Annotated in this window: 17 protein-coding genes; 5 read left to right on the top strand and 12 right to left on the bottom strand. The window is 66.0% G+C overall.

The genetic code is table 11. The features are described from left to right. The first annotated feature begins 15 nt into the window (after positions 1-15). On the top strand, positions 16-1,260 hold the full coding sequence (locus tag KA261_07795) for a leucine-rich repeat domain-containing protein (GenBank protein ID MBP7697701.1): 1,245 nt from the start codon (positions 16-18) through the stop codon (positions 1,258-1,260). Between the two features lie 115 nt (positions 1,261-1,375). Here KA261_07795 and KA261_07790 read toward each other — a convergent pair whose 3' ends face one another. Continuing rightward, complete coding sequence (locus tag KA261_07790; GenBank protein MBP7697700.1) at positions 1,376-2,065, bottom strand: hypothetical protein; 690 nt, start codon at positions 2,063-2,065, stop codon at positions 1,376-1,378. 214 nt (positions 2,066-2,279) lie between these two features. Here KA261_07790 and KA261_07785 point away from each other — a divergent pair, with 214 nt between their 5' ends. The 4 genes from KA261_07785 (at position 2,280) to KA261_07770 (ending at position 6,450) form a co-directional block, all read left to right on the top strand. Then, complete coding sequence (locus KA261_07785; GenBank protein ID MBP7697699.1) at positions 2,280-3,725, top strand: DUF853 family protein; 1,446 nt, start codon at positions 2,280-2,282, stop codon at positions 3,723-3,725. Positions 3,726-3,960: 235 nt separating this feature from the next. Continuing rightward, complete coding sequence (locus KA261_07780; protein MBP7697698.1) at positions 3,961-4,254, top strand: hypothetical protein; 294 nt, start codon at positions 3,961-3,963, stop codon at positions 4,252-4,254. A 414-nt stretch (positions 4,255-4,668) separates the two neighbouring features. Beyond that, positions 4,669-5,904, top strand: a complete 1,236-nt coding sequence (locus KA261_07775) for a DUF438 domain-containing protein (GenBank protein MBP7697697.1) — start codon at positions 4,669-4,671, stop codon at positions 5,902-5,904. A gap of 9 nt (positions 5,905-5,913) precedes the next feature. Further along, on the top strand, positions 5,914-6,450 hold the full coding sequence (locus KA261_07770; GenBank protein MBP7697696.1) for a DUF1858 domain-containing protein: 537 nt from the start codon (positions 5,914-5,916) through the stop codon (positions 6,448-6,450). A 21-nt stretch (positions 6,451-6,471) separates the two neighbouring features. Here the strand turns inward: KA261_07770 and KA261_07765 are convergent, their stop codons facing one another. The 11 genes from KA261_07765 to malQ form a co-directional block, all read right to left on the bottom strand. Beyond that, positions 6,472-7,986 (bottom strand): cbb3-type cytochrome c oxidase subunit I, encoded by a 1,515-nt coding sequence (locus KA261_07765; protein ID MBP7697695.1) that lies wholly within the window; start codon positions 7,984-7,986, stop codon positions 6,472-6,474. A gap of 2 nt (positions 7,987-7,988) precedes the next feature. Continuing rightward, positions 7,989-8,780: an ABC transporter permease subunit gene (locus tag KA261_07760; GenBank protein MBP7697694.1), complete on the bottom strand. Its 792-nt coding sequence runs from the start codon at positions 8,778-8,780 to the stop codon at positions 7,989-7,991. Next, a complete protein-coding gene (locus KA261_07755; protein MBP7697693.1) occupies positions 8,777-9,487 on the bottom strand; it encodes an ABC transporter ATP-binding protein in 711 nt (236 codons plus the stop codon). The genes KA261_07760 and KA261_07755 overlap by 4 nt, the downstream gene beginning before the upstream one ends. After that, positions 9,484-10,785, bottom strand: a complete 1,302-nt coding sequence (gene nosD, locus KA261_07750) for a nitrous oxide reductase family maturation protein NosD (protein ID MBP7697692.1) — start codon at positions 10,783-10,785, stop codon at positions 9,484-9,486. The genes KA261_07755 and nosD overlap by 4 nt, the downstream gene beginning before the upstream one ends. After that, complete coding sequence (locus KA261_07745) at positions 10,757-11,218, bottom strand: nitrous oxide reductase accessory protein NosL (GenBank protein ID MBP7697691.1); 462 nt, start codon at positions 11,216-11,218, stop codon at positions 10,757-10,759. The genes nosD and KA261_07745 overlap by 29 nt, the downstream gene beginning before the upstream one ends. Further along, positions 11,208-11,822 carry a hypothetical protein gene (locus KA261_07740; GenBank protein MBP7697690.1) on the bottom strand — a complete coding sequence of 205 codons (615 nt, stop codon included), beginning with the start codon at positions 11,820-11,822 and terminating at the stop codon, positions 11,208-11,210. Before KA261_07740 ends, KA261_07745 begins: the two co-directional genes overlap by 11 nt. A 106-nt stretch (positions 11,823-11,928) precedes the next feature. Further along, entirely contained in the window at positions 11,929-13,851 is a 1,923-nt protein-coding gene (gene nosZ / locus KA261_07735) for a Sec-dependent nitrous-oxide reductase (GenBank protein ID MBP7697689.1), read from the bottom strand. A 53-nt stretch (positions 13,852-13,904) separates the two neighbouring features. Then, entirely contained in the window at positions 13,905-14,378 is a 474-nt protein-coding gene (locus KA261_07730) for a cytochrome c (GenBank protein MBP7697688.1), read from the bottom strand. A 192-nt stretch (positions 14,379-14,570) separates the two neighbouring features. Next, positions 14,571-15,005, bottom strand: a complete 435-nt coding sequence (locus KA261_07725) for an Rrf2 family transcriptional regulator (protein ID MBP7697687.1) — start codon at positions 15,003-15,005, stop codon at positions 14,571-14,573. Positions 15,006-15,357: 352 nt separating this feature from the next. After that, complete coding sequence (locus tag KA261_07720; protein MBP7697686.1) at positions 15,358-15,768, bottom strand: hypothetical protein; 411 nt, start codon at positions 15,766-15,768, stop codon at positions 15,358-15,360. Between the two features lie 354 nt (positions 15,769-16,122). Continuing rightward, positions 16,123-17,661, bottom strand: coding sequence for a 4-alpha-glucanotransferase (gene malQ / locus KA261_07715; GenBank protein MBP7697685.1), 1,539 nt, complete (start codon positions 17,659-17,661; stop codon positions 16,123-16,125). Positions 17,662-17,959 lie beyond the last annotated feature (298 nt).

Below are 17,959 nucleotides of genomic sequence, written 5' to 3'. Positions count from 1 at the left end.
ACCGGAACCATGCTGATGGACACCCTTCGCTTAACCGCCCGCTGGGCGTTGCCGGCGCTCGCCGTGATCGTCGCCGGCTGCAGCAAATCTGTCGACGTTGAAGACGAGGAAACAGACGGCACGCCGCCGCTCGCCGTGGCCAATTTGGCCGTGATGGCGTCGACCTCCCAGAGCGCCGTGCTCCGCTGGACGACGCCGGCGGACCGCCGCGACGATCAGTCGCCCGGCGCTATCGCCGCGTACGATCTCCGCTTCTCTTTCGACAGCATCACCGACGAGAACTTCGCGGCCGCGGTTCCGGTCGAGCCGGTGCCGGCGCCGCTCCCGGCCGGACACGTTCAGCAGTGGACTGTCTTCGGCCTGACCCCCGACAGCGGCCATTATTTCGCCCTGAAGTCGCGCGACCGCCGCGGCAACTGGAGCGCCGTGTCCAACTGCCCGTGGGTGCACTGCGCCGCTGTCCGCCCGGCGGCCTTCGCCGATGGCGCGCTCGAGCAGGCGGTCCGCTCCCACATCCACAAACCTTCCGGCGATATCCTGACGTCCGACATCGATACCATCGGCCAGCTCGTCGTCCGGGACGCCGGCATCGCCTCGCTCGCGGGTCTGGAGGACTGCCGGTCTCTGGCGGCCGTGGACTTCGCCCGCAATGATATCACCAGCCTGGCGCCGCTCTCCGGCCTTCCTCTGCTGAGCGGCCTCTATCTCGCCGAAAACAACGTCAGCGATCTCAACCCCCTGGCGGGTATGGCAAGCCTCCGCCAGATTCAGCTTCAGGATAACCCCGTCAGCGACCTGGGCCCGCTGGCGACCATTGACTCCCTCCAGCAGCTCATCCTCTGGGGGACCCCGGTGACTGATTTCTCCGCTCTCTACGAACTCCGTTTTCTCAGCGACGTCGGCTTCGACCGCATGAACCTTGCCGACATCAGCTTCATGAGCCACCTGAAGCGGCCGCAGATCTGCGGGCTCGCTTTCAACAACATCACCTCCCTCGAACCGCTCCGCCCGCTGTACATGCTCGAGTCGCTGAACCTCATGCAGAATCACATCACCGATCTCGCCGGGTTGACGCCCCTGACCGGCCTGCGGGAACTCAATCTCGCCAATAACCAGATCGTTGATCTGTTGCCCCTGATCTACAACACCGGCCTTGATTCGGGCGACGTCATCCGGCTGGAGGGAAACCCGCTCTCCGACTATGCGCGAGCGATCCAGATACCGACCCTCCGGTTGCGGAAAGTGACTGTCATTTTCTGAATCGTGCGGTCGGCCTTTCGGAGCGGATCGCGGCCGGCAAACACTCCAAAAAAATACCGGCCGGGCTGCAGCCCGGCCGGCATCATTGTCATACCGACCGCCCTTGCGGCCAAGGTCACGCCCGCGGCATGCCGAGCTTCACCTGCGCATCGTGCAGCTTGATCCGCCGCGCGACAATGTCTTTCTGGCGGGAAGCCAGCTTCTGCGTCACGCCCGCCTGTTCCTGCTGCAGCTTCAGCAGCTTCACTTCAATTTCTCCGAGCACCTGTTGCGCCGCCGTCTGCGAAAGCGGGCTGGCGCCTGCCGTGCTCAGCGAATCGTACTCGATCCGTTTCCGCTGGAGCTCGGCCTCCAGTTGGAGGACGCCGATACGGCGCTCCGCCAACTCCCCCTCCACCTGCGCCTGCTCGATCTCCGCCTTCCGCAAATCCTTCAGCCGCTTGAGCAGGTCGATCGCCTGCTGTTCGACTTTTTTCTCGATATCGAGGGCAATCACCTCGGACTGCCGCTGCCCCTTCTTGGCCTCTCCCTTGCGCCGGTCGACGTCCTTGAGCGCCGTCTGTTTCTGCTCGATCGTGAGCTCGATCTCTTTCAGACGCCCTTCGGCCTGCGCCTTCTGGGCGGCCGCCATTTCCTTCACCATCGTGGCGTTGTCGATGTCGGCCGTCACTTCCGCCACACTGCGCATGGGAATGACGACCATGCGCGAATCCACTGCGCCCGACCGAGCCGGCTCCTGCGCGGAGCCGGTGGCCGCCGCCAGGATCACCACACCCAGTGCGAGAAGTCCCTTCTTCAGCTTCATGTAAACAACCTCCGGCCGGCCTCGACCGGCCCGTTTGAGAACATACCTCCGGGGCCGCCGTAACATAAGGCCCGCGCCGCCGGTGTCAACGGCCTTTATACCGAATTCCTGTCTTCGCGGACGGCCTGGTCCGACGGCGGCTGTCAGCGGGGGATTTTTCTTTGTCGATCCCCGGCAGCATTGTATACTGCCGTGCGAGGCGAAGGAGGTACGCATGGATGCTCTTTTGATTGCGAAAGCCGGCCGCGATCTGCACCTGTTGCCGCGCATGGCGAATCGCCACGGCATGATCGCGGGCGCCACCGGGACCGGCAAGACCGTCACCCTCCAAGTCATGGCCGAGCAGTTCAGCCGCCTCGGCGTGCCCGTTTTTCTCGCCGATGTCAAGGGGGACCTCGCCGGTCTCAGTCAGCCCGGCGGAGGCAACGCCCGGGTCGACGAACGCCTGAAGGCGCTCGGCGTCAACGACTGGATCTGGCAGGGTTGCCCGGTGCGATTCTGGGATGTCTACGGCGAGCAGGGCCATCCCGTCCGCACTACCGTCTCCGACATGGGCCCTCTGTTGCTGAGCCGCCTCCTCGACCTCAACGACACCCAGGCCGGGGTGCTCAGCCTCGTGTTTCGCCTCGCCGACGACAACGGCCTGCTGCTCGTGGACATGAAGGATCTCCGCGCCATGCTCCAGTACGCCGCCGACAATAGCCGGCGCATTCAGACTGCGTACGGCAACATCTCCCCCGCCTCGGTCGGCGCCATTCAGCGCGCTCTGCTCGCGCTGGAGGAGCAGGGAGGCGACCGGCTTCTGGGCGAACCGGCGCTCGACATCGATGATCTCCGGCAGACCGACGGCGACGGCCGCGGGGTGGTCAACATCCTCGCCGCCGACCGGCTCCTGCAGACCCCCCGCGTCTATACCACCTTTCTCCTTTGGCTGCTCTCCGAGTTGTTCGAGCAGCTCCCCGAGGCCGGCGACCTGGACAAGCCGAAACTGGTCTTCTTCTTCGACGAGGCGCACTTGCTCTTCGACGAAGCGCCCAAAGTGCTGGTGGAGAAAATCGAGCAGGTCGTGCGGCTCATCCGCTCCCGGGGGGTGGGCGTCTACTTCATCAGCCAGAACCCGCTGGATGTGCCGGACGACGTCCTCGGACAGCTCGGCAACCGGGTCCAGCACGCGCTGCGCGCCTTCACCCCCAAAGACCAGAAAGCGGTGCGCTCGGCCGCCGAGACTTTCCGCGCCAACCCGGCCCTGGATGTAGAGCGAGCGATCACCGAACTGGCCACGGGCGAGGCGCTCGTGTCGCTGCTGGACGCCCAGGGCAGCCCATCGCCGGTCGAGCGGGCGCTGATCTATCCGCCCCACAGCCGCATCGGCGCCATCGCGCCGGAGACCCGCCGCGACCTCATCGGGCAATCGCCGCTGCGGGGCCGCTACGAGACCCTCCTCGACCGCGAGTCTGCTTACGAAATGCTCAGAGCGCGCGCCGATCGGGCGGCCGCGGACGGCGCCTCTCCCTCCCCGCGGCCGGGCCGGCCGTCGTCCGGGGCGTCGGGCAACGCCGCCAAAATCGCCACTTCCATCGCGCGCTCGGCCGGCAGCCAGCTCGGTCGCGAATTGGTGCGCGGGGTGCTCGGGTCGCTCTTCGGCCGCCGCCGACGCTAGTAGAGCGCGGGTGGACTCCGCCCTCCGTAGCCGGGGCGCGCCCTCCTCGCCGCCCGCTCAGCCGGAGAACCGCACTTCGCGGTACGCGTCCAATCTTTTAACTTGCCCCATCATCGACAGGTGGGTTCATTATTCAGTAGGGGCGACTTTCATTTACCGCGTCTGTGCCGGAGTGGAGCACAGATGCACTCACTGCCCGAGCCCCAACTGTGGTCGAAGTGAAAGGAGCAACGACATGGGAAACCTCTTATCAATCATTATCCAGCTCATCTGCGGCGCCGTCGGCGGCAACGTCGCCGGGTCGCTGATGAAAAAATCTTCGTTGGGCACGATCGGAAATTCCATCGCCGGCATTCTGGGCGGCGGCATCGGCGGCCAGATTCTCGGCGCGCTCGGCGTCGGCGCGGCAGGGGGCGGGACGGATGTCGGGAGCATTGTCGGCAGCATCCTCGGCGGCGGTGTCGGCGGCGGCCTGCTCATGGCCATCGTCGGTGTGATCAAGAAAGCGATGTCGGGCCAGAAATCCTAAACACGCGCCCGCCGGCCGGGCCCTGACGCTCGGAGACTTCCTGCACCACGGCAGCCCCGCTAACGGCTGCCGTTGTGCGTATTGAAGACTGGCAGCCGGGGGCGCCTCTCCTCCGCTCTGCGCTCGATCGCATTCCTGCAAGCTGCCCCTCGTGACCCATGCATTCCACCCCGCACCCGGTGTACGCCTGACCCTGCCTGCGTGCGCCGCCGTTGCCGTTGGCACGATCTCTTCAACTCTCCGTCTTCAGCTAAAGAAACGCCGCGCTCCGACTGCCCCCTCCCCCTTAACCCTATGTTGCGCCTTAAGATAGACTGTTTGCGCCTTCGGCTGACTTGACTGCTTGCCGTTCAGCCAGGATTCAATAATACTATCACCAGCGGCAAAAACCTGCGAACGAAGGTGATAACCCCGATGAGCGAGCTGATCGACAACGCCAAGGCCCGTCAGGCGGTCCTCAAACACCTGATCCTCCAACTCCACGAGGGAAAAGCCCCGCAGGAGGTCAAACCTCAATTGCTCCGGCTCCTCGGCCGGGTCCCTTACCACGAAGTCGTCGCCGTCGAACAGGAACTCATCAAGGACGGCGTCCCGGTGGAGGACATCCTGCGGCTGTGCGACCTGCACTCGGCCGCCATGAAGGGAGCGCTCGATTCATCGGGACCGCCCGAGCTTCCGCCCGGCCATCCGGTCGACACTTTCCGGAAGGAGAACCAGGCCCTCATCGGCGAGCTGGAACTCGCGGACAGGCTCTTCGCCGAAATCGAGGCGCTCCCCGAGGAGGCCGATGCGGAGGAACCTCTCGGGCACCTCCGGGTCCGTTTCAGCCGTCTGGCCGATGTCGGCAAGCACTATAGCCGCAAGGAAAACCTCGTCTTCCCCTATCTCGAACAGAAAGGCATCACCGGACCGCCGACCGTGATGTGGGGGAAGGACGACGAGGTCCGCGCCGCCGTGAAGGGCGCTCTCGAAGCGCTCGCCTACTCCGGCCGGGTGTCCGTCGGCGACGCGAAAGGGGTGATCGATCTGGTCCTCCGTCCGGCGGTCGAGGCGATCAGGGAGATGATCTTCAAGGAAGAGGAGATCCTCTTTCCCATGTGCCTGGAGAAACTCACCGATGCCGAGTGGTACGCCATCGCCCGCCAGAGCCCCGCGATCGGCTTCTGCATCTATGATCCGGTCGAGGACTGGCAGCCGGAGGGTCCGGCCGCGGAAACCGAGACGGCGTCTCCGGCCGCGCCCGACCGCCTCCAGTTCCCCAGCGGCAGCCTGAGCCCGGTCGAGATCCAAACCATCCTCAACACCATCCCCTTCGATCTCACCTTCGTCGGCGCCGATGACACGGTCAGGTATTTCACCCAAGGTCGGGAACGCATCTTCGAGCGCAACCGCGCGATCATCGGCCGGAAAGTGCAGATGTGCCACCCGCCGGGCAGCGTGCATATCGTGCAGAGGATCATCGACGACTTCAAAGCCGGCCGCGCCGATCGCGCGCCCTTCTGGATCGAGCTCCACGGCAAGTTCATTCACATTGAATACTTCGCCGTCCGCGACGAGCACGGAACCTACCTCGGCACGCTCGAGGTGAGCCAGGACCTGACCGGCAAGCGCGCCCTGACCGGCCAGAAACGGCTCCTCTCCTACGAGTAGGCGGGCGCCATGGCCGAGACGCCCCGACCGCTCATCACGCCGCAGACCAAAGTCGGCGATTTGCTCGATGCTTACCCGGAGCTGGAACCGCTGCTGATCGAAATCGCGCTACCTTTCCGGAAGCTCCGCAACCCGGTCCTGCGCCGCACGGTCGCGCGGGTGACCAGCCTCGCGCAGGCCGCCCGCGTCGGTAACGTCTCTGTCGTCGAATTGGTGCGCCGCCTGCGCCGGGCCGCCGGCCAACCCGATTTCGTCGCCGACGTCTCCACCGCTCCGGCGGCTTCTCCCGGCTCCGCGCCGCCGTTCTGGATGGATCCGTCGGCGGTCATCGAGACGCTCGATGCGCGGCCGATGATTGACGCCGGCGAGCAGCCGCTGGGCGCGGTGATGCGGGCCCTCGCCCGGCTCCAAGCCGGACAGATCTGCGAGGTGATCACCCCCTTCGAACCGGCGCCGCTGATCGACAAAGCTGCCGCCCGCGGCTACCGGGTGTGGACCGCCGCGCCCGCCGCCGGCGAATTCCGCACCTATTTCACCCCCGAATGACCGCACCGAGGCCGCGGCCGGTCAGTGCGCCGCCCGGCTCCCGTCGGCCCGGCCGAGCGCGGCCGGCGTCTCCGCGGTTTCCCTGGGCCGCGCGCCGCGCCGCAGATGGATCGCCAGTCCCGCCAGCGAGACGATGAGGACCGCCCCGCCCGCGGCCGCGATCAGGTGCGCCGGCTGCGTCCCGCGGGCGTACTCGTGAAACGCCCGCGGCGCCCCCTGCGCTCCGACGACGGCCAGCGGGAGGAAAGTCAGGAGCAGCCCCGCTGTCATGCCGTAGATCCACCGCGCCGCCGCCCGCCCGGCGCACCGCGGGTCGCCGCTCCGGCTGCGCGCGTGAATCGTCCCGGCGACAAACGCCATCACCCCGATCCCCAGCGCGCCGAAATGGAGGTGCCCCACGGTCGCATATGTGTCCTGCAGATGCACGCCGAGTCCCGGCGCCGCCAGCGCGCTCCCGCTCGCCGCCAGCGCCGCAAAAGCGGCCGCCTGTCCGAACAGCGCGGCGTTGAGCGCCGGTTCCGCGAGCCTCGCCCTCAGCCACGCCCGCAGGAGGAGCCCGAATATCACCGTGGCCGGCACGATCGCCAGAAGGCCGTAGAGACTCCCGGCCGCCGCCATCCGCGAACCCTCGGCCGCCGTGAGCAGGTGCTGCCCCCACGAGACGAGACTGAGCAGCGCCACCGCCATGCCGGCCGTGATCAGGGTGCGCCGGGGCAGACGCACCGGCCGGCCGGCGCCGCCGAGTAGATCGAGAGCAATCCCGGCCGCCGGCAGCACCACCGCGAGGATCGCCGGGTTCGCGTACATCCAGAACAGCGTCTGCTGAAACGACACCGGGTCCGCCGCCCCGAACCACGCGGCGGCCGATTCCGCCAGTCCGGCGCTGCTTTGAAGGAGAAGAAAGAACAGCCGAATCGGAACCACCGCCGTCTGGACCAGCGACCCCAACAGAAAGAACCAGGCCAAAAGCGGCATCTCCGCCATTGGCACGGTCCGGTGCCGCCGGCTGAGAATCGTCCACGCCAGCGCCACATTCACCAGCGTGGTCGCTATCGCCGCCGCGGCCAGCCCGGCCGCCAGCACACCGTAAGCTCGCTCGGTCCCCACTTCCGGCGGCAGGATCATTCTCCATCCCCCCTGGTACCCGCTCAGTTCCGCTCCCGCAATCACTCCCGCCGCCCCCAGCACATATGCACCCCACCCGGCCAGAGTCAGGCGGGGCAGCGCCGTCTGCGCCGCTCCCACGGCCTGCGGCACGAGCAGATTGCCGATCACGGCGGGCAGCATCGGGATCAGCACGAGAAACACCATCACCGTCCCGTGCAGCGTGAGGACCGCTCCGAACCGCGTGTTGTCGAGCAGATCGGGCCGCGGCGTGGCCAGCTCCGCCAGCAGCGCCGCCGCCGCCGCCAGCCCGATCGCAAACGCGATGCCGATGCCGGCGGCGTAGAGGCGGGCAATCCCCGCCGCCCGCGCCGCCGCGTAGACCCGGCGCGGGCGCAGGCGATCGATTCTCCCGCGAAAGACCTCACGCATGCTCAAAAATCCTTCCGGGCGAAGCGGCGGATTCCATACCACACGGGCGCCGCCGCCCAGAGCGTCAGCACCGCCGCCGCCAGCCCCAGCCCGCTCGCGCGGTCGAAAAAGCGCATGAACACCGCCCCCGTGTACCCCATCAGCGCCGCCATATCCGAATGAATGAGCAGCAGCACGCGGGCGAGATCGACCGGGTTGCCCAGCGCGGCCGCCAAAAGAGGCGTCTCCAGCGGATAGGCCGCGAAAGCAGTCGCCGCCGCCAGCACCGCTCCGTCGTAGCCGATCGCCGCCGTCAGCCAGATTCCCAGGACCACCGCCAGCCCCTTGCCGCGGTCGTCGAAGCGCACGGCCGCCACCAGCGCCAGCCCCGTGAAGATCGCGCCGAGCGCCGTGCCGACCAACAGCACCGCCGCCAGCGCTGTCATCCCCGCCGCGTTCACACCCCCCAGGACGAGGTAGGGCACGCCGATCCCCAGGGCGAACCCGAGCCAGAGCGAGGCGAATATCCCGGCGAACAGCCCGAGATACACCGCGCGCCGGCCCACCGGCTGGGTGAGGATCAGCTCCACGAACTCCCGCGCGCTGTAGTAGTACATCGCCGGGTAGAGCAGACTGATCAGCGGCACAAACACCAGACAGAGACTGCTCAGACTTACGGCCGCTTTCCCGGCGTCCGCCTGGAGATAGAACAGCCCCGCCGTGGCCGCGGCGAAAAAGAGCGTGTTCACAAGGCTCCAGCGGCTCCGGACAATATCTTTCACCACGAACCAGGTGACGTTCCGCAGCGCCGTCATGCCGCCCCCCGCGCCAGCATCTGCGCCACCGCCGCCTCCAGGTACGGACTCCCCGTGGCCAGCTTCAACTCCCGCACCGATCCGGCAAACTGCACCGCGCCGTCGAGCAGCAGCACCACGTCGTCCGCAAGTTCCTCGAGGTCGCCGATGATGTGGGTCGTCAGCAGCACCGCCCGGCCCTCCCCTTTTCGCTCGAGGACATGCTCCTTGAGCACCCGGCTGGCTCCCGGATCGAGACCGGCCGTCGGTTCATCCAGAATGAGCACCGCCGGATCATACAGGGCGGCCACCGCCGCGCTCAGCTTCTGCCGGGTCCCGCCCGAGAGCGTCCGCACCCGCTTGTCGAGGTGGGCGTGCAGGCCGAACCGCTCGAGGAGCGCGCCGCCGGATGCCGGCCGCTCCCCGCGGAGGCGCACCACCAGGTCAATCACCTCGCGCCCCGTCAGATCCTGGGGAAAGGTCGCCGCCTGCGGCATGTACCCGATCCGCCTCCGGTACTGCCCGGCCGCGTCCGGCAGCCGTCCGTCGTAGAGAATCACTCCCTCGCTCGGCCGCGCCAGTCCGACCAGGCACTTGATCAGCGTCGACTTCCCCGACCCGTTCGGCCCGATCACCCCCGTGATCCGGCCGGGAGTTACGTCGAACGACACGTCGCGCAGCGCGACAAAGCGGCGGAATCGTTTGGTCAACCCGCGCGTTTCAATCATAGGTTCGGCCTCATTCGCGGGCGGCGGTCCACGAGCGTTTCCGGCGTCAGCGTCGGCATCGCCCGCTCCGCCAGGTCGAGGACTTCCACCAGCAGACTGCGCAGGAGCACCAACGTCGGCGGATGCGACTCCACCAGGAGCGAAAACAGGCTCACCGGACGAAAGGGCAGATCGCCGTAACCGTCGCGATCCAAATCCACCCCCCGGTAGCCGCTCCAGTAGTTCCCCTCGAAACGGCTGTTGTTCTGACGGCTGTTGGTGGCTACGGCGAACGAATTGTCGACAAAGTCATTCGCGCTCACCGTATTGTCGAGGCAGTTCGCCATCAGCTTGAGCGCCCAGCCGTTGCCGGCAAAGAGATTCCCCGCGACATACACGCGGTCCGATCCCTCCATGTGTACGCCGGTCGAGTTGTCGCAGAACCGGTTCCCCGTCACCCGGCTGTCGCGGATATCCTTTAGCAGCACGCCGTAGGACGCCCCGCCCCAGCTTTGCTCGAACGTATTGTTCTCCATCAAAACATTGCTCGTGTACATCACCGCCACCCCGGCGCCGTTCCGGCGAAACAGGTTGTCGGCGTACTGACAGCTGTCGGAGAACATGAAATGCAGCCCGTAGCGGAGGTTCTCCTCGCAGCGGTTGCGGTCGACCGTGCCGGCGCGCACGAACTCCATGTAGATCCCGTCCCGATGCCCCGCGATCGTGTTCTCCAGAATCGTGATATCGCGGCAGTACCAGAGGTGGATGCCGTTCCCCGATGAGGTCAGGCGCGTCTGCGCTCCCCGGATGATGTTGCCCTGCAGCCGGCAGGTGTGGGAGTTCGCCGCGTAAATGCCGAAAAAGCACGCCTCGATCGAGTTGTTCTCGATCGTCGCCCGTACCGCCCCTTCCAGCTGGATCGCCGCGTGCTCGGCCGTGAAACTCGTCGGCACCCCGCGCAGCCGGAGATTCCGGATCTCCACGTCCGGCGCGGTGACCGTGAATATGCCCCCCGCCCCGTCCGCATCGACCACCGCGCCCTCCCCGCCGGCCAGCGTGAGCGGACGATCGATCGTGATCCCGTGCTCGCGGTAGACCCCTGCTTTCACCGCCACCGTATCGTGCGCGCGTGCCGCGGCCACGCCCGCAGCGACCGTGGCGTGCTCGCCGCCGGGCTGCACCGTGACCACCCGCGCCGACGCCAGGCCCGTCACAGTCAGCGCGGCGCCCAGCGCCGCCGCGAGCTTTCGGCCGAATCTCCGCCCGCCCGCGGGCCACCCGCGCCGCCGCTTACTTGATATCCCACGCATCCGCCACATACGCCCGCACCTCTTCCCAGGTGACTGTCCGTCCGCCACTCTCGGCGGCGAGCCGTTGGCCGGCCTCCTCCGACGCGGTGGCCGCCAGTCCCAGTCCCATCGGACTGCGCAGCCGCTCCCCCGCCACCACGACCGCTTTCGCCCCGGCCAGAAAAGTCCCCGGATCGTTGACGTCGGCCAGCCAGCGCGCCGAGGCGTCGATGTCCGCCTGGTGGGCCAACTCGTAGGCCGCCAGGCATTCGATCGAATCGAACCGGAACACCTTTCCTTTCCCGGAGATGAGCTGGGTCCCGAACGCGGGATCGGCGATGTTCATCCGGCAGTAGTCGCACCGGTCCTCGCCGTAGTGCATGGCGGCGGGACCCTTTCCGCCGCATCCGGCCAGCGCCACCGCGGCGGCTACCGCTGCCGCCGGAATCAGCCTAACCCGCATCGCCCGCCTCCCCGGAGATTCCCTTTCGACGCGCGCGAATCACCTCCGCGCCGTAGACCGCGGTGCCGACCGCGAACACACCGAGCGCCACCCACCCGGCCGGTCCCGGCCACGAGTGCGCCTCGAAATTGAGCAGCCGCTTCGACCCGATCAGCGGCGGCTGGTAGGTCATCCCCGGCACCTTGATAATCGCCTGCTCGGTATCGAGGTTGTGTCCGTAGTCGTACCCCCACCGGTAGAAATCGATCATCCCCCCCGCCGCGACGGCGGCGAACAGCACCAACCATACGAGCACCCAGGTCCGCCGTCCGACCGCCGCGGCGGCCAGCCCGAGCAGCATCAGGCCGCGCATCACCCAGGGCATAATCCGCAGCTCCTTGATCGACTCCGGGTGAATGGCCTTCATACCGATATAATGGTTGAGGGTGTTGATCTTCTCGATGTCCCCCGCGTTCTGCCCCTCCATCCGGTTGATCCAGATCTCCAGCCCCAGCCCCTCCGGGTACTGCGGCGCCTCCAGGGCGATTTCCCACAGCGGGAGGAAATAGGTCAGGGCCAACAGCAGGGCCGCGGCCGCCAGCGCGATCCGTCCGGCCGGGTGCATCCGGCCTCGCTTCCCCGTCGCCTCGGACCGCCAGGCGGCCCGGTCGTCCGCCTCGCGGAGAATCGCGGGACTCATCGCCGGGCCCGCCCTGTGGTTTCAGATCGGGTCATTTCGACACCCGGATGTACCCTTGCATCTCCTGGTGCAGAGCCGAGCAGAAATCCGTGCAGTAGAACGGATACACGCCCGGCGCCTGCGGTTTCCACGCCAGCGTCCGCGTCTCCCCCGGCATAATCAGCAATTCGGCGTTGTTCGCCCCCATCACCGCGAAGCCGTGCGGGGCGTCCCAGTCCTGCTCGAGGTTGGTCACATGGAACAGCACCGAGTCCCCCGCCTTGATCCCCTCGATATTGTCCGGCGCGAAATGCGTCCGGATTGTCGACATGTACACACGCACGAGCTTCCCGCTCCGCTCGATGCGCGCCTGGTTCTCCGCCGTGATCGCGTGCGGATTCCGGTTCTCGGCGATCGGGAAGTACTTCACCGATTTGTCCTTGATCAGCGCGGCCGGCAGCGCCTGCGCGTAGTGCGGCTCCCCGATCGTCGGGAAATCCAGCAGGAGCTTCATCTTGTCGCCGGTGATGTCGTAGAGCTGGGCTGACTGCGAGAGCTCCGGACCGGTCGGTAGGTACCGGTCCTTGGTGATCTTGTTCAGCGCCACCACGTACTTGCCGAAAGGCGCCCGGCTGTCCCCGCCCGGTATCATCAGGTGCCCGATTGAGTAGTACGCCGGCGCCCGGTCAACCACCTCCCACGTCCCGAGCTTCCACTTCACGATCTCCGAGGAAATGAACATCGAGGTGTAGGCGTACCCCTGGCCGTCGAACTCCGTATGGAGCGGGCCGAGACCCGGGTTCTGCACCTCCCCCGCGAGCACCGCCTCGTACTTGAGCACCGGGATGCCGTCGACCTCCCCCTCGAACTCCCGGTTCTCGATCGCTTTGATCATCCGGGAGAACGAGTGCACCGGGATCACCGTCGCCAGCTTCCCCCCGCCGACAATGTACTCCCCGGTCGGGTCGACGTCCGCCCCGTGCGGCGACTTCGGCGTCGGAATGTAGTAGATCATCCCCGGACAATCCCGGGGGTCCAGGATTTTGACCGAGCCGACCACCTCGCTCTGCGCCACGCGGGCCTCGTCGAGAAAATTGTGCCGGTACGAGGCGGGCACGTCTTTAGCCTTCCCCTCCGCGGCGTACCGCTCGGCCAGCTTCCAGTTGACGGCCGCCATGTAGTCCTTGTCGTTGCGGGAGGCATTCACCTCCAGCAGCGTGTTCGCCTGCTCCGTGTTGTACGTGGAGAAGAACGCCCAGCCGTGCGATGGTCCTTTTCCGGCGTGCGAGAGGTCGTAGTCGAACCCGGGCACGAGAATCTGGAACGCCAGCGACATCCGCCCCGTCGCCGAGTCCACCTTGATGAACGACAGCGTCCCCTTGAAATTCTCCTTGTAGGTGCTCACCGGCACGTCCTGCTGCGGGATTGGCACGCTGAACCGCGTCCCCGCCATGACATATTCGGTGTTGGGCGTGAGAAAGGGGGAGGCATGGTTGCCGCCGGAATGCGGCAATTCGATGATCTCCGTCGTCTCGAACGTGGTCAGATCCAGCCGCGCCACCCGCGGCGTGTTGTTCCCGTTGATGAACAGCCACCGCCCGTCTGGAACCCCGTCCGTCTGGGAGAGTTGCGGATGGTGCGCGTCATCCCACGGCACAAACCCGAACGACGTCATCAGCATGTTCTTCGTCTCTTCGCTGTAGCCGTAGCCATTCTCGGCGTACTGCGAAAACACCGGCACGTGCCGCAGCAGACGCCCCGAGGGCAGTCCGTAGACGCTCACTTGCCCCGAAAATCCCCCCGACATGAACGCGTAGAACTCATCGTACGTCCCGGGCGCCACATAAACCCGCGCCGCGGCATCGCCGGTACCGGCGACACCTTCGTTGCCGCCGGTACCGCATCCGCCAAGTAGGACTAACGCAACCAGCCCGGCCAGGCCGGAAAGGATTTTCCCAGATAACCTCCGAACCATACTTCTCTCTCCTCTCACCACATCACGAAACGTGCTCGGTTTCTTCGCTCCACTCAGTTGGCCGGCGGCGGCGGCGGGACATTCGCCCCCGGCTGCTGCTCAAGCGGCACCGGCGGCTTGTCGGCCTCCGACCGAAGGAAATCCAGGAGCGCCCGCGCGTCATCCGGCGTAATCCCCTGGATCGTCATGAATTGTGCGTACTGCGCCACCAGCTTCTTCCCTTCCGGATGAAGCTTCCCCATCTGCTCCGGGTTGAGTACTTGGTTCAGCACATACTCCGGACTACGGCGCTTGGTTACATCGCGCAGTCCCGGACCGGTTTTCCGGTCATCCAGATAGTGGCAAGTCGCGCACTTGGCGATAAAGAGCTCCCGCCCCTGCGCCGCTCGCGCTGCATCGACCGGACCGATCTCGAGTGCGTCCGTGATCGGGCCGATCCCGTGTTCGAGCTCCCAGCCGGTCAGCTTCCCCTGCTGCCAGCGGGTCTGGCGCTCCGCCTCCGTTTCCGGCCCCGAGGAACATCCCATCAACCACAGAGTTAGAGCAAACCCCGCGACCCCGATCAACTTCCTGAACTCTACCGTCATGACAAACTACCTCTTCTGTCGGTTACCGGCTGGACCCCGATTCACACCCGGAGTCTGACCGCCTATAACAAGATTTCGGAGTATGAAATCCGTAATATTGCCGTGCTCAGACCGCTCGCGCGGCCTGCGCGATTATCTCCTTTTTCCCTCCGCCGATCCTTTCGGCACAAGGTCGGCCAGCGTCGTCCGGGTCAGCATGGCCCGCAGATCCTCCCGCCGCTTCCGCCAGGCCTCGTGCAGCGGGCAGGGCGTCTTGTCGCTGCACTGCGGGAGTCCCAGTGCGCACCCCTCGAACAACCCCATCCCGTCGATTGCAGCGATCACCTCGATCACCCGAATTTGCCTGGCCGGCCGCACCAAGCCCACCCCTCCGTTCGGTCCGCGAAAGGACTCCATGATCTCGACCTCCGTCAACTTGCGGAGGATCTTGGTGAGAAAGTGGAACGAGACGCCGACCTCATCGGCCAGCTCGCGGATCGGGATAAACGCCCGCCGCCCGTCGGGATCTTTGGCCGCGGCGAGCACGGCGGCGCGGATCGCGTAGCTGCACGCTTTGGAAAACAGCATCTTTTCGGTTCACATTCCAGTTTTAGGACTCTTTTATCTGAAATATTATATCGCCGTTCATTTCTGTCAAGCCCATTTTGCTGTTTCACGGCACAAAATTCGCCCGGTGGACGCCTCTGTCGTTTGCGTCCCTGCCCGGCATCCTTGTGCGCAGGATGTTCTCGGCAGCCAACAACTCTTACATCAATGACTTATGGTGTACTTGCAGGAGTAGCCGATAGTCCCCTCAAATCTGCCTGCCTCTTTCCCAGCCTCGCCGCGCGCTTCATTATATGTCGTCAGCTTCCGCCACCCGCCGAGTCAAACCCCTCCTTCGGTCGTTCCAGGCCGGGCGCCGCTACGGTACCGCACGTCAATCGGGCGGCGAGCCGGCCACCACCGACCCGTCGTTCATATCGATAATCCACGCCGTCCACCGCCGGTAACCCGCTGATGCTTTGACCTGGTAGAGATGTCCGGCCTGCGCCTCAAACGACAGCGTCATGGGCTCATCGGAGGTCCCCTTCCACGAGGAGTAGTTCAGGACCAGCGTGTGTTCTCCCGGAAGTACCTCGATGTGCTCTTCCGAGAGCGCTCGGTAGCGGTGGACCAGCGTGTCGATCCCCATCACGTACAGCGACTTGTGACTGACATCGAGAACCGCGACCTGCTCCGCCGGCCGACGCTCGCCCTCGTAGAGCACCAGCGTCCGGCTCCCTCCGCACGAGAGGAGAGCGAGTGCGGTCAGCGCCAAAGTTAAAAGCAGTCCCGTTCGCTTGTTCATGGCCGATTTCCTCATGCCTCATGGTCGTCGCTGTTCGGGTGGGAAGCAAGCGGAAGTTTTGCCAGACACGGTTGATTCTGACCGTGCACAATGTGACACTCACCGGCCGATTGGTGATTTACTTTCTCCGCCGATTGACCGTATTCATTGGGGCGGGACACAATCGGGAGGAAAGCGCGAGGGCCGGCGCCCCCCTTTCGTGGCGACCGACTCGGGGGATAACCGGGATCTCGTGAAGATTGATCAAACGAACGAACCGCTCCGTCCTACCGGGCGGGTCACAAGAGGCGTGTCGCTTCTTGCCGATGGCGGCGAGACAGCGCCGGTGCCGCCGCTCACACCGTGCGGCCGTCCTCAGGCAGGCGTACTTCCGGGCACCGCCTGTCCCTCGGGCTCGCGGTCGCTGGTGGCGACCAGTTCGGCCAGTTGCGCGGCCGGCGCCGCCGCCAACTGCTGCGCCGTCAACCGCCAGGTCCAGTTGCCGTTTCGGGTCGAGGGCGTGTTCATGCGCGCGGACCCCGGCAAGCCGAGCACATCTTGCATCGGGATCACCGCCAGCCGCGCCCGCGACTGCAGGGCCAGTTCGATCATGGCCCAGTGCACCCGGTCTCTCGGCACGGCCCGGCTCAAGTGCGCGAACAACCGTTTCTTCTCGGCCGGCTTCGCCTCCTCCTCGAACCACCCCTGCACCGTGTTGTTGTCGTGCGTCCCGGTATACACCACCGCGTTCTCATCGTAGTTGCGCGGCAGGTACGGATGGGTTGGATCATCCGCTCCGAAAGCGAACAGGAGCACCTTCATGCCGGGGAATCCGTACCGCTTCATCGTGGCTGTCACATCGTCGGTGATCAGTCCGAGATCCTCCGCCACCACGGGCAGGCGCCCGAAGTGCCGTTGCAGCGTCTGCAGGAAATCATCGGTCGGTACTTCGCGCCATTTCCCCTTCTGCGCGGTCTTGTGTCCCGCCGGCACCTCCCAGTAGGCGACGAGGCCACGGAAATGGTCGATGCGCACGATGTCGTAGAGACGGAAAACGTGAGCCAGCCGGTCGATCCACCACCGGTACCCTTCCCTTTTGAGCGCCTCCCAGTCGTACACCGGGTTTCCCCAGAGCTGTCCGATCGTGCTGAAGTAGTCCGGCGGGACGCCCGCCACCACTTCCGGCCGCTTGCCGCCGTTCAGTTTGAACAGGTGGGTGTCGCGCCAGGTGTCGGCGCTGTCGTAGTTGACGTAAATGGGGATGTCGCCGAACATCCGTATCCCGCGGGCATTGGCCTCCCGCTTGAGGGCGAGCCACTGGCGGAAGAACAGCCACTGGGCGAACTGCTCGCGCCCGAGCTCATCGGCATGAACCTTCCGTACCTCGTCCAGCGCGCGGGGGTTGCGGTCGCGCAGCCCGACCGGCCACCGGCTCCAGTCCGCCCCCTGCTGGGCCCGTTTGATCACGACGAAGAGCGCGTAGTCTTCCAGCCAGCCCGCTTCTTCCCGGCAGAACTCCCGGAACTCCTCCTGGTGCGGGCGGTCCCGGAAGGCCTGCCAGGCCCGGTCCAAAAGCCGCGTCTTGTACGCGGTCGCTTGTTCATAATCCGCGCGGTCATCCGGCGCCGCCGGGATCGGCTGCAGCTCCTCCGCCCCCAGAAAACCGTCCTCCACCATCCGGTCCGGGCTGATCAGGAGAGGGTTGCCCGCGAAGGATGAACTGCTGCTGTAGGGGGAATTGGCATGCGCCGGATCGGTTGGATTCAGCGGCAGCACCTGCCATACACCCTGCCGGGCGCGGGCGAGAAAATCGAGGAACCGGGAAGCTCCCGGCCCGAAATCGCCGATCCCGTACACTGAGGGCAGCGCCGTGATGGGCAGCAGGATACCGCTCGTCCGTCTATACTCGGTCATCATCTCTCCTCGCGCGGCGGCGAACCGCCGCTGTCCCGCACCTCGTAGACGCGGCCCGGAAAGCGCCGTGGCGCGCTCGATAGTCCGCCTTGCGCATCATTGACTCCGACCAGCCTCGGCGCCGCACCATGCGAACGCAATTATAGTATCGGCGCGCCGGGCGCGAATCCCAAGGGGAGAAAAGACCCATACCCGCGCAGCCGACCGCACCCTGTCGGTCGGAGGTCGCACCCCGTTGTACAGCCGAACCCGGCCGTTCGCCATCAACGGAACCGGCTTACCCCGCGCGACCGCCCAC

It is taken from the genome of Candidatus Zixiibacteriota bacterium, assembly GCA_017999435.1.
Classification (GTDB): Bacteria; Zixibacteria; MSB-5A5; order GN15; family FEB-12; genus JAGNLV01.
Note: the sequence above shows the minus strand (reverse complement) of the source record. Positions and strands in the feature narration are given on the sequence as shown.

Coding starts and splice junctions, on each gene's coding strand:
- KA261_07795 (MBP7697701.1), top strand. CDS start 16: ATGGACACCCTTCGCTTAACCGCCCGCTGGGCGTTGCCGGCGCTCGCC.
- KA261_07790 (MBP7697700.1), bottom strand. CDS start 2,065: ATGAAGCTGAAGAAGGGACTTCTCGCACTGGGTGTGGTGATCCTGGCG.
- KA261_07785 (MBP7697699.1), top strand. CDS start 2,280: ATGGATGCTCTTTTGATTGCGAAAGCCGGCCGCGATCTGCACCTGTTG.
- KA261_07780 (MBP7697698.1), top strand. CDS start 3,961: ATGGGAAACCTCTTATCAATCATTATCCAGCTCATCTGCGGCGCCGTC.
- KA261_07775 (MBP7697697.1), top strand. CDS start 4,669: ATGAGCGAGCTGATCGACAACGCCAAGGCCCGTCAGGCGGTCCTCAAA.
- KA261_07770 (MBP7697696.1), top strand. CDS start 5,914: ATGGCCGAGACGCCCCGACCGCTCATCACGCCGCAGACCAAAGTCGGC.
- KA261_07765 (MBP7697695.1), bottom strand. CDS start 7,986: ATGCGTGAGGTCTTTCGCGGGAGAATCGATCGCCTGCGCCCGCGCCGG.
- KA261_07760 (MBP7697694.1), bottom strand. CDS start 8,780: ATGACGGCGCTGCGGAACGTCACCTGGTTCGTGGTGAAAGATATTGTC.
- KA261_07755 (MBP7697693.1), bottom strand. CDS start 9,487: ATGATTGAAACGCGCGGGTTGACCAAACGATTCCGCCGCTTTGTCGCG.
- nosD (MBP7697692.1), bottom strand. CDS start 10,785: ATGTGGCGGATGCGTGGGATATCAAGTAAGCGGCGGCGCGGGTGGCCC.
- KA261_07745 (MBP7697691.1), bottom strand. CDS start 11,218: ATGCGGGTTAGGCTGATTCCGGCGGCAGCGGTAGCCGCCGCGGTGGCG.
- KA261_07740 (MBP7697690.1), bottom strand. CDS start 11,822: ATGCACCCGGCCGGACGGATCGCGCTGGCGGCCGCGGCCCTGCTGTTG.
- nosZ (MBP7697689.1), bottom strand. CDS start 13,851: ATGGTTCGGAGGTTATCTGGGAAAATCCTTTCCGGCCTGGCCGGGCTG.
- KA261_07730 (MBP7697688.1), bottom strand. CDS start 14,378: ATGGGATGTTCCTCGGGGCCGGAAACGGAGGCGGAGCGCCAGACCCGC.
- KA261_07725 (MBP7697687.1), bottom strand. CDS start 15,005: ATGCTGTTTTCCAAAGCGTGCAGCTACGCGATCCGCGCCGCCGTGCTC.
- KA261_07720 (MBP7697686.1), bottom strand. CDS start 15,768: ATGAACAAGCGAACGGGACTGCTTTTAACTTTGGCGCTGACCGCACTC.
- malQ (MBP7697685.1), bottom strand. CDS start 17,661: ATGACCGAGTATAGACGGACGAGCGGTATCCTGCTGCCCATCACGGCG.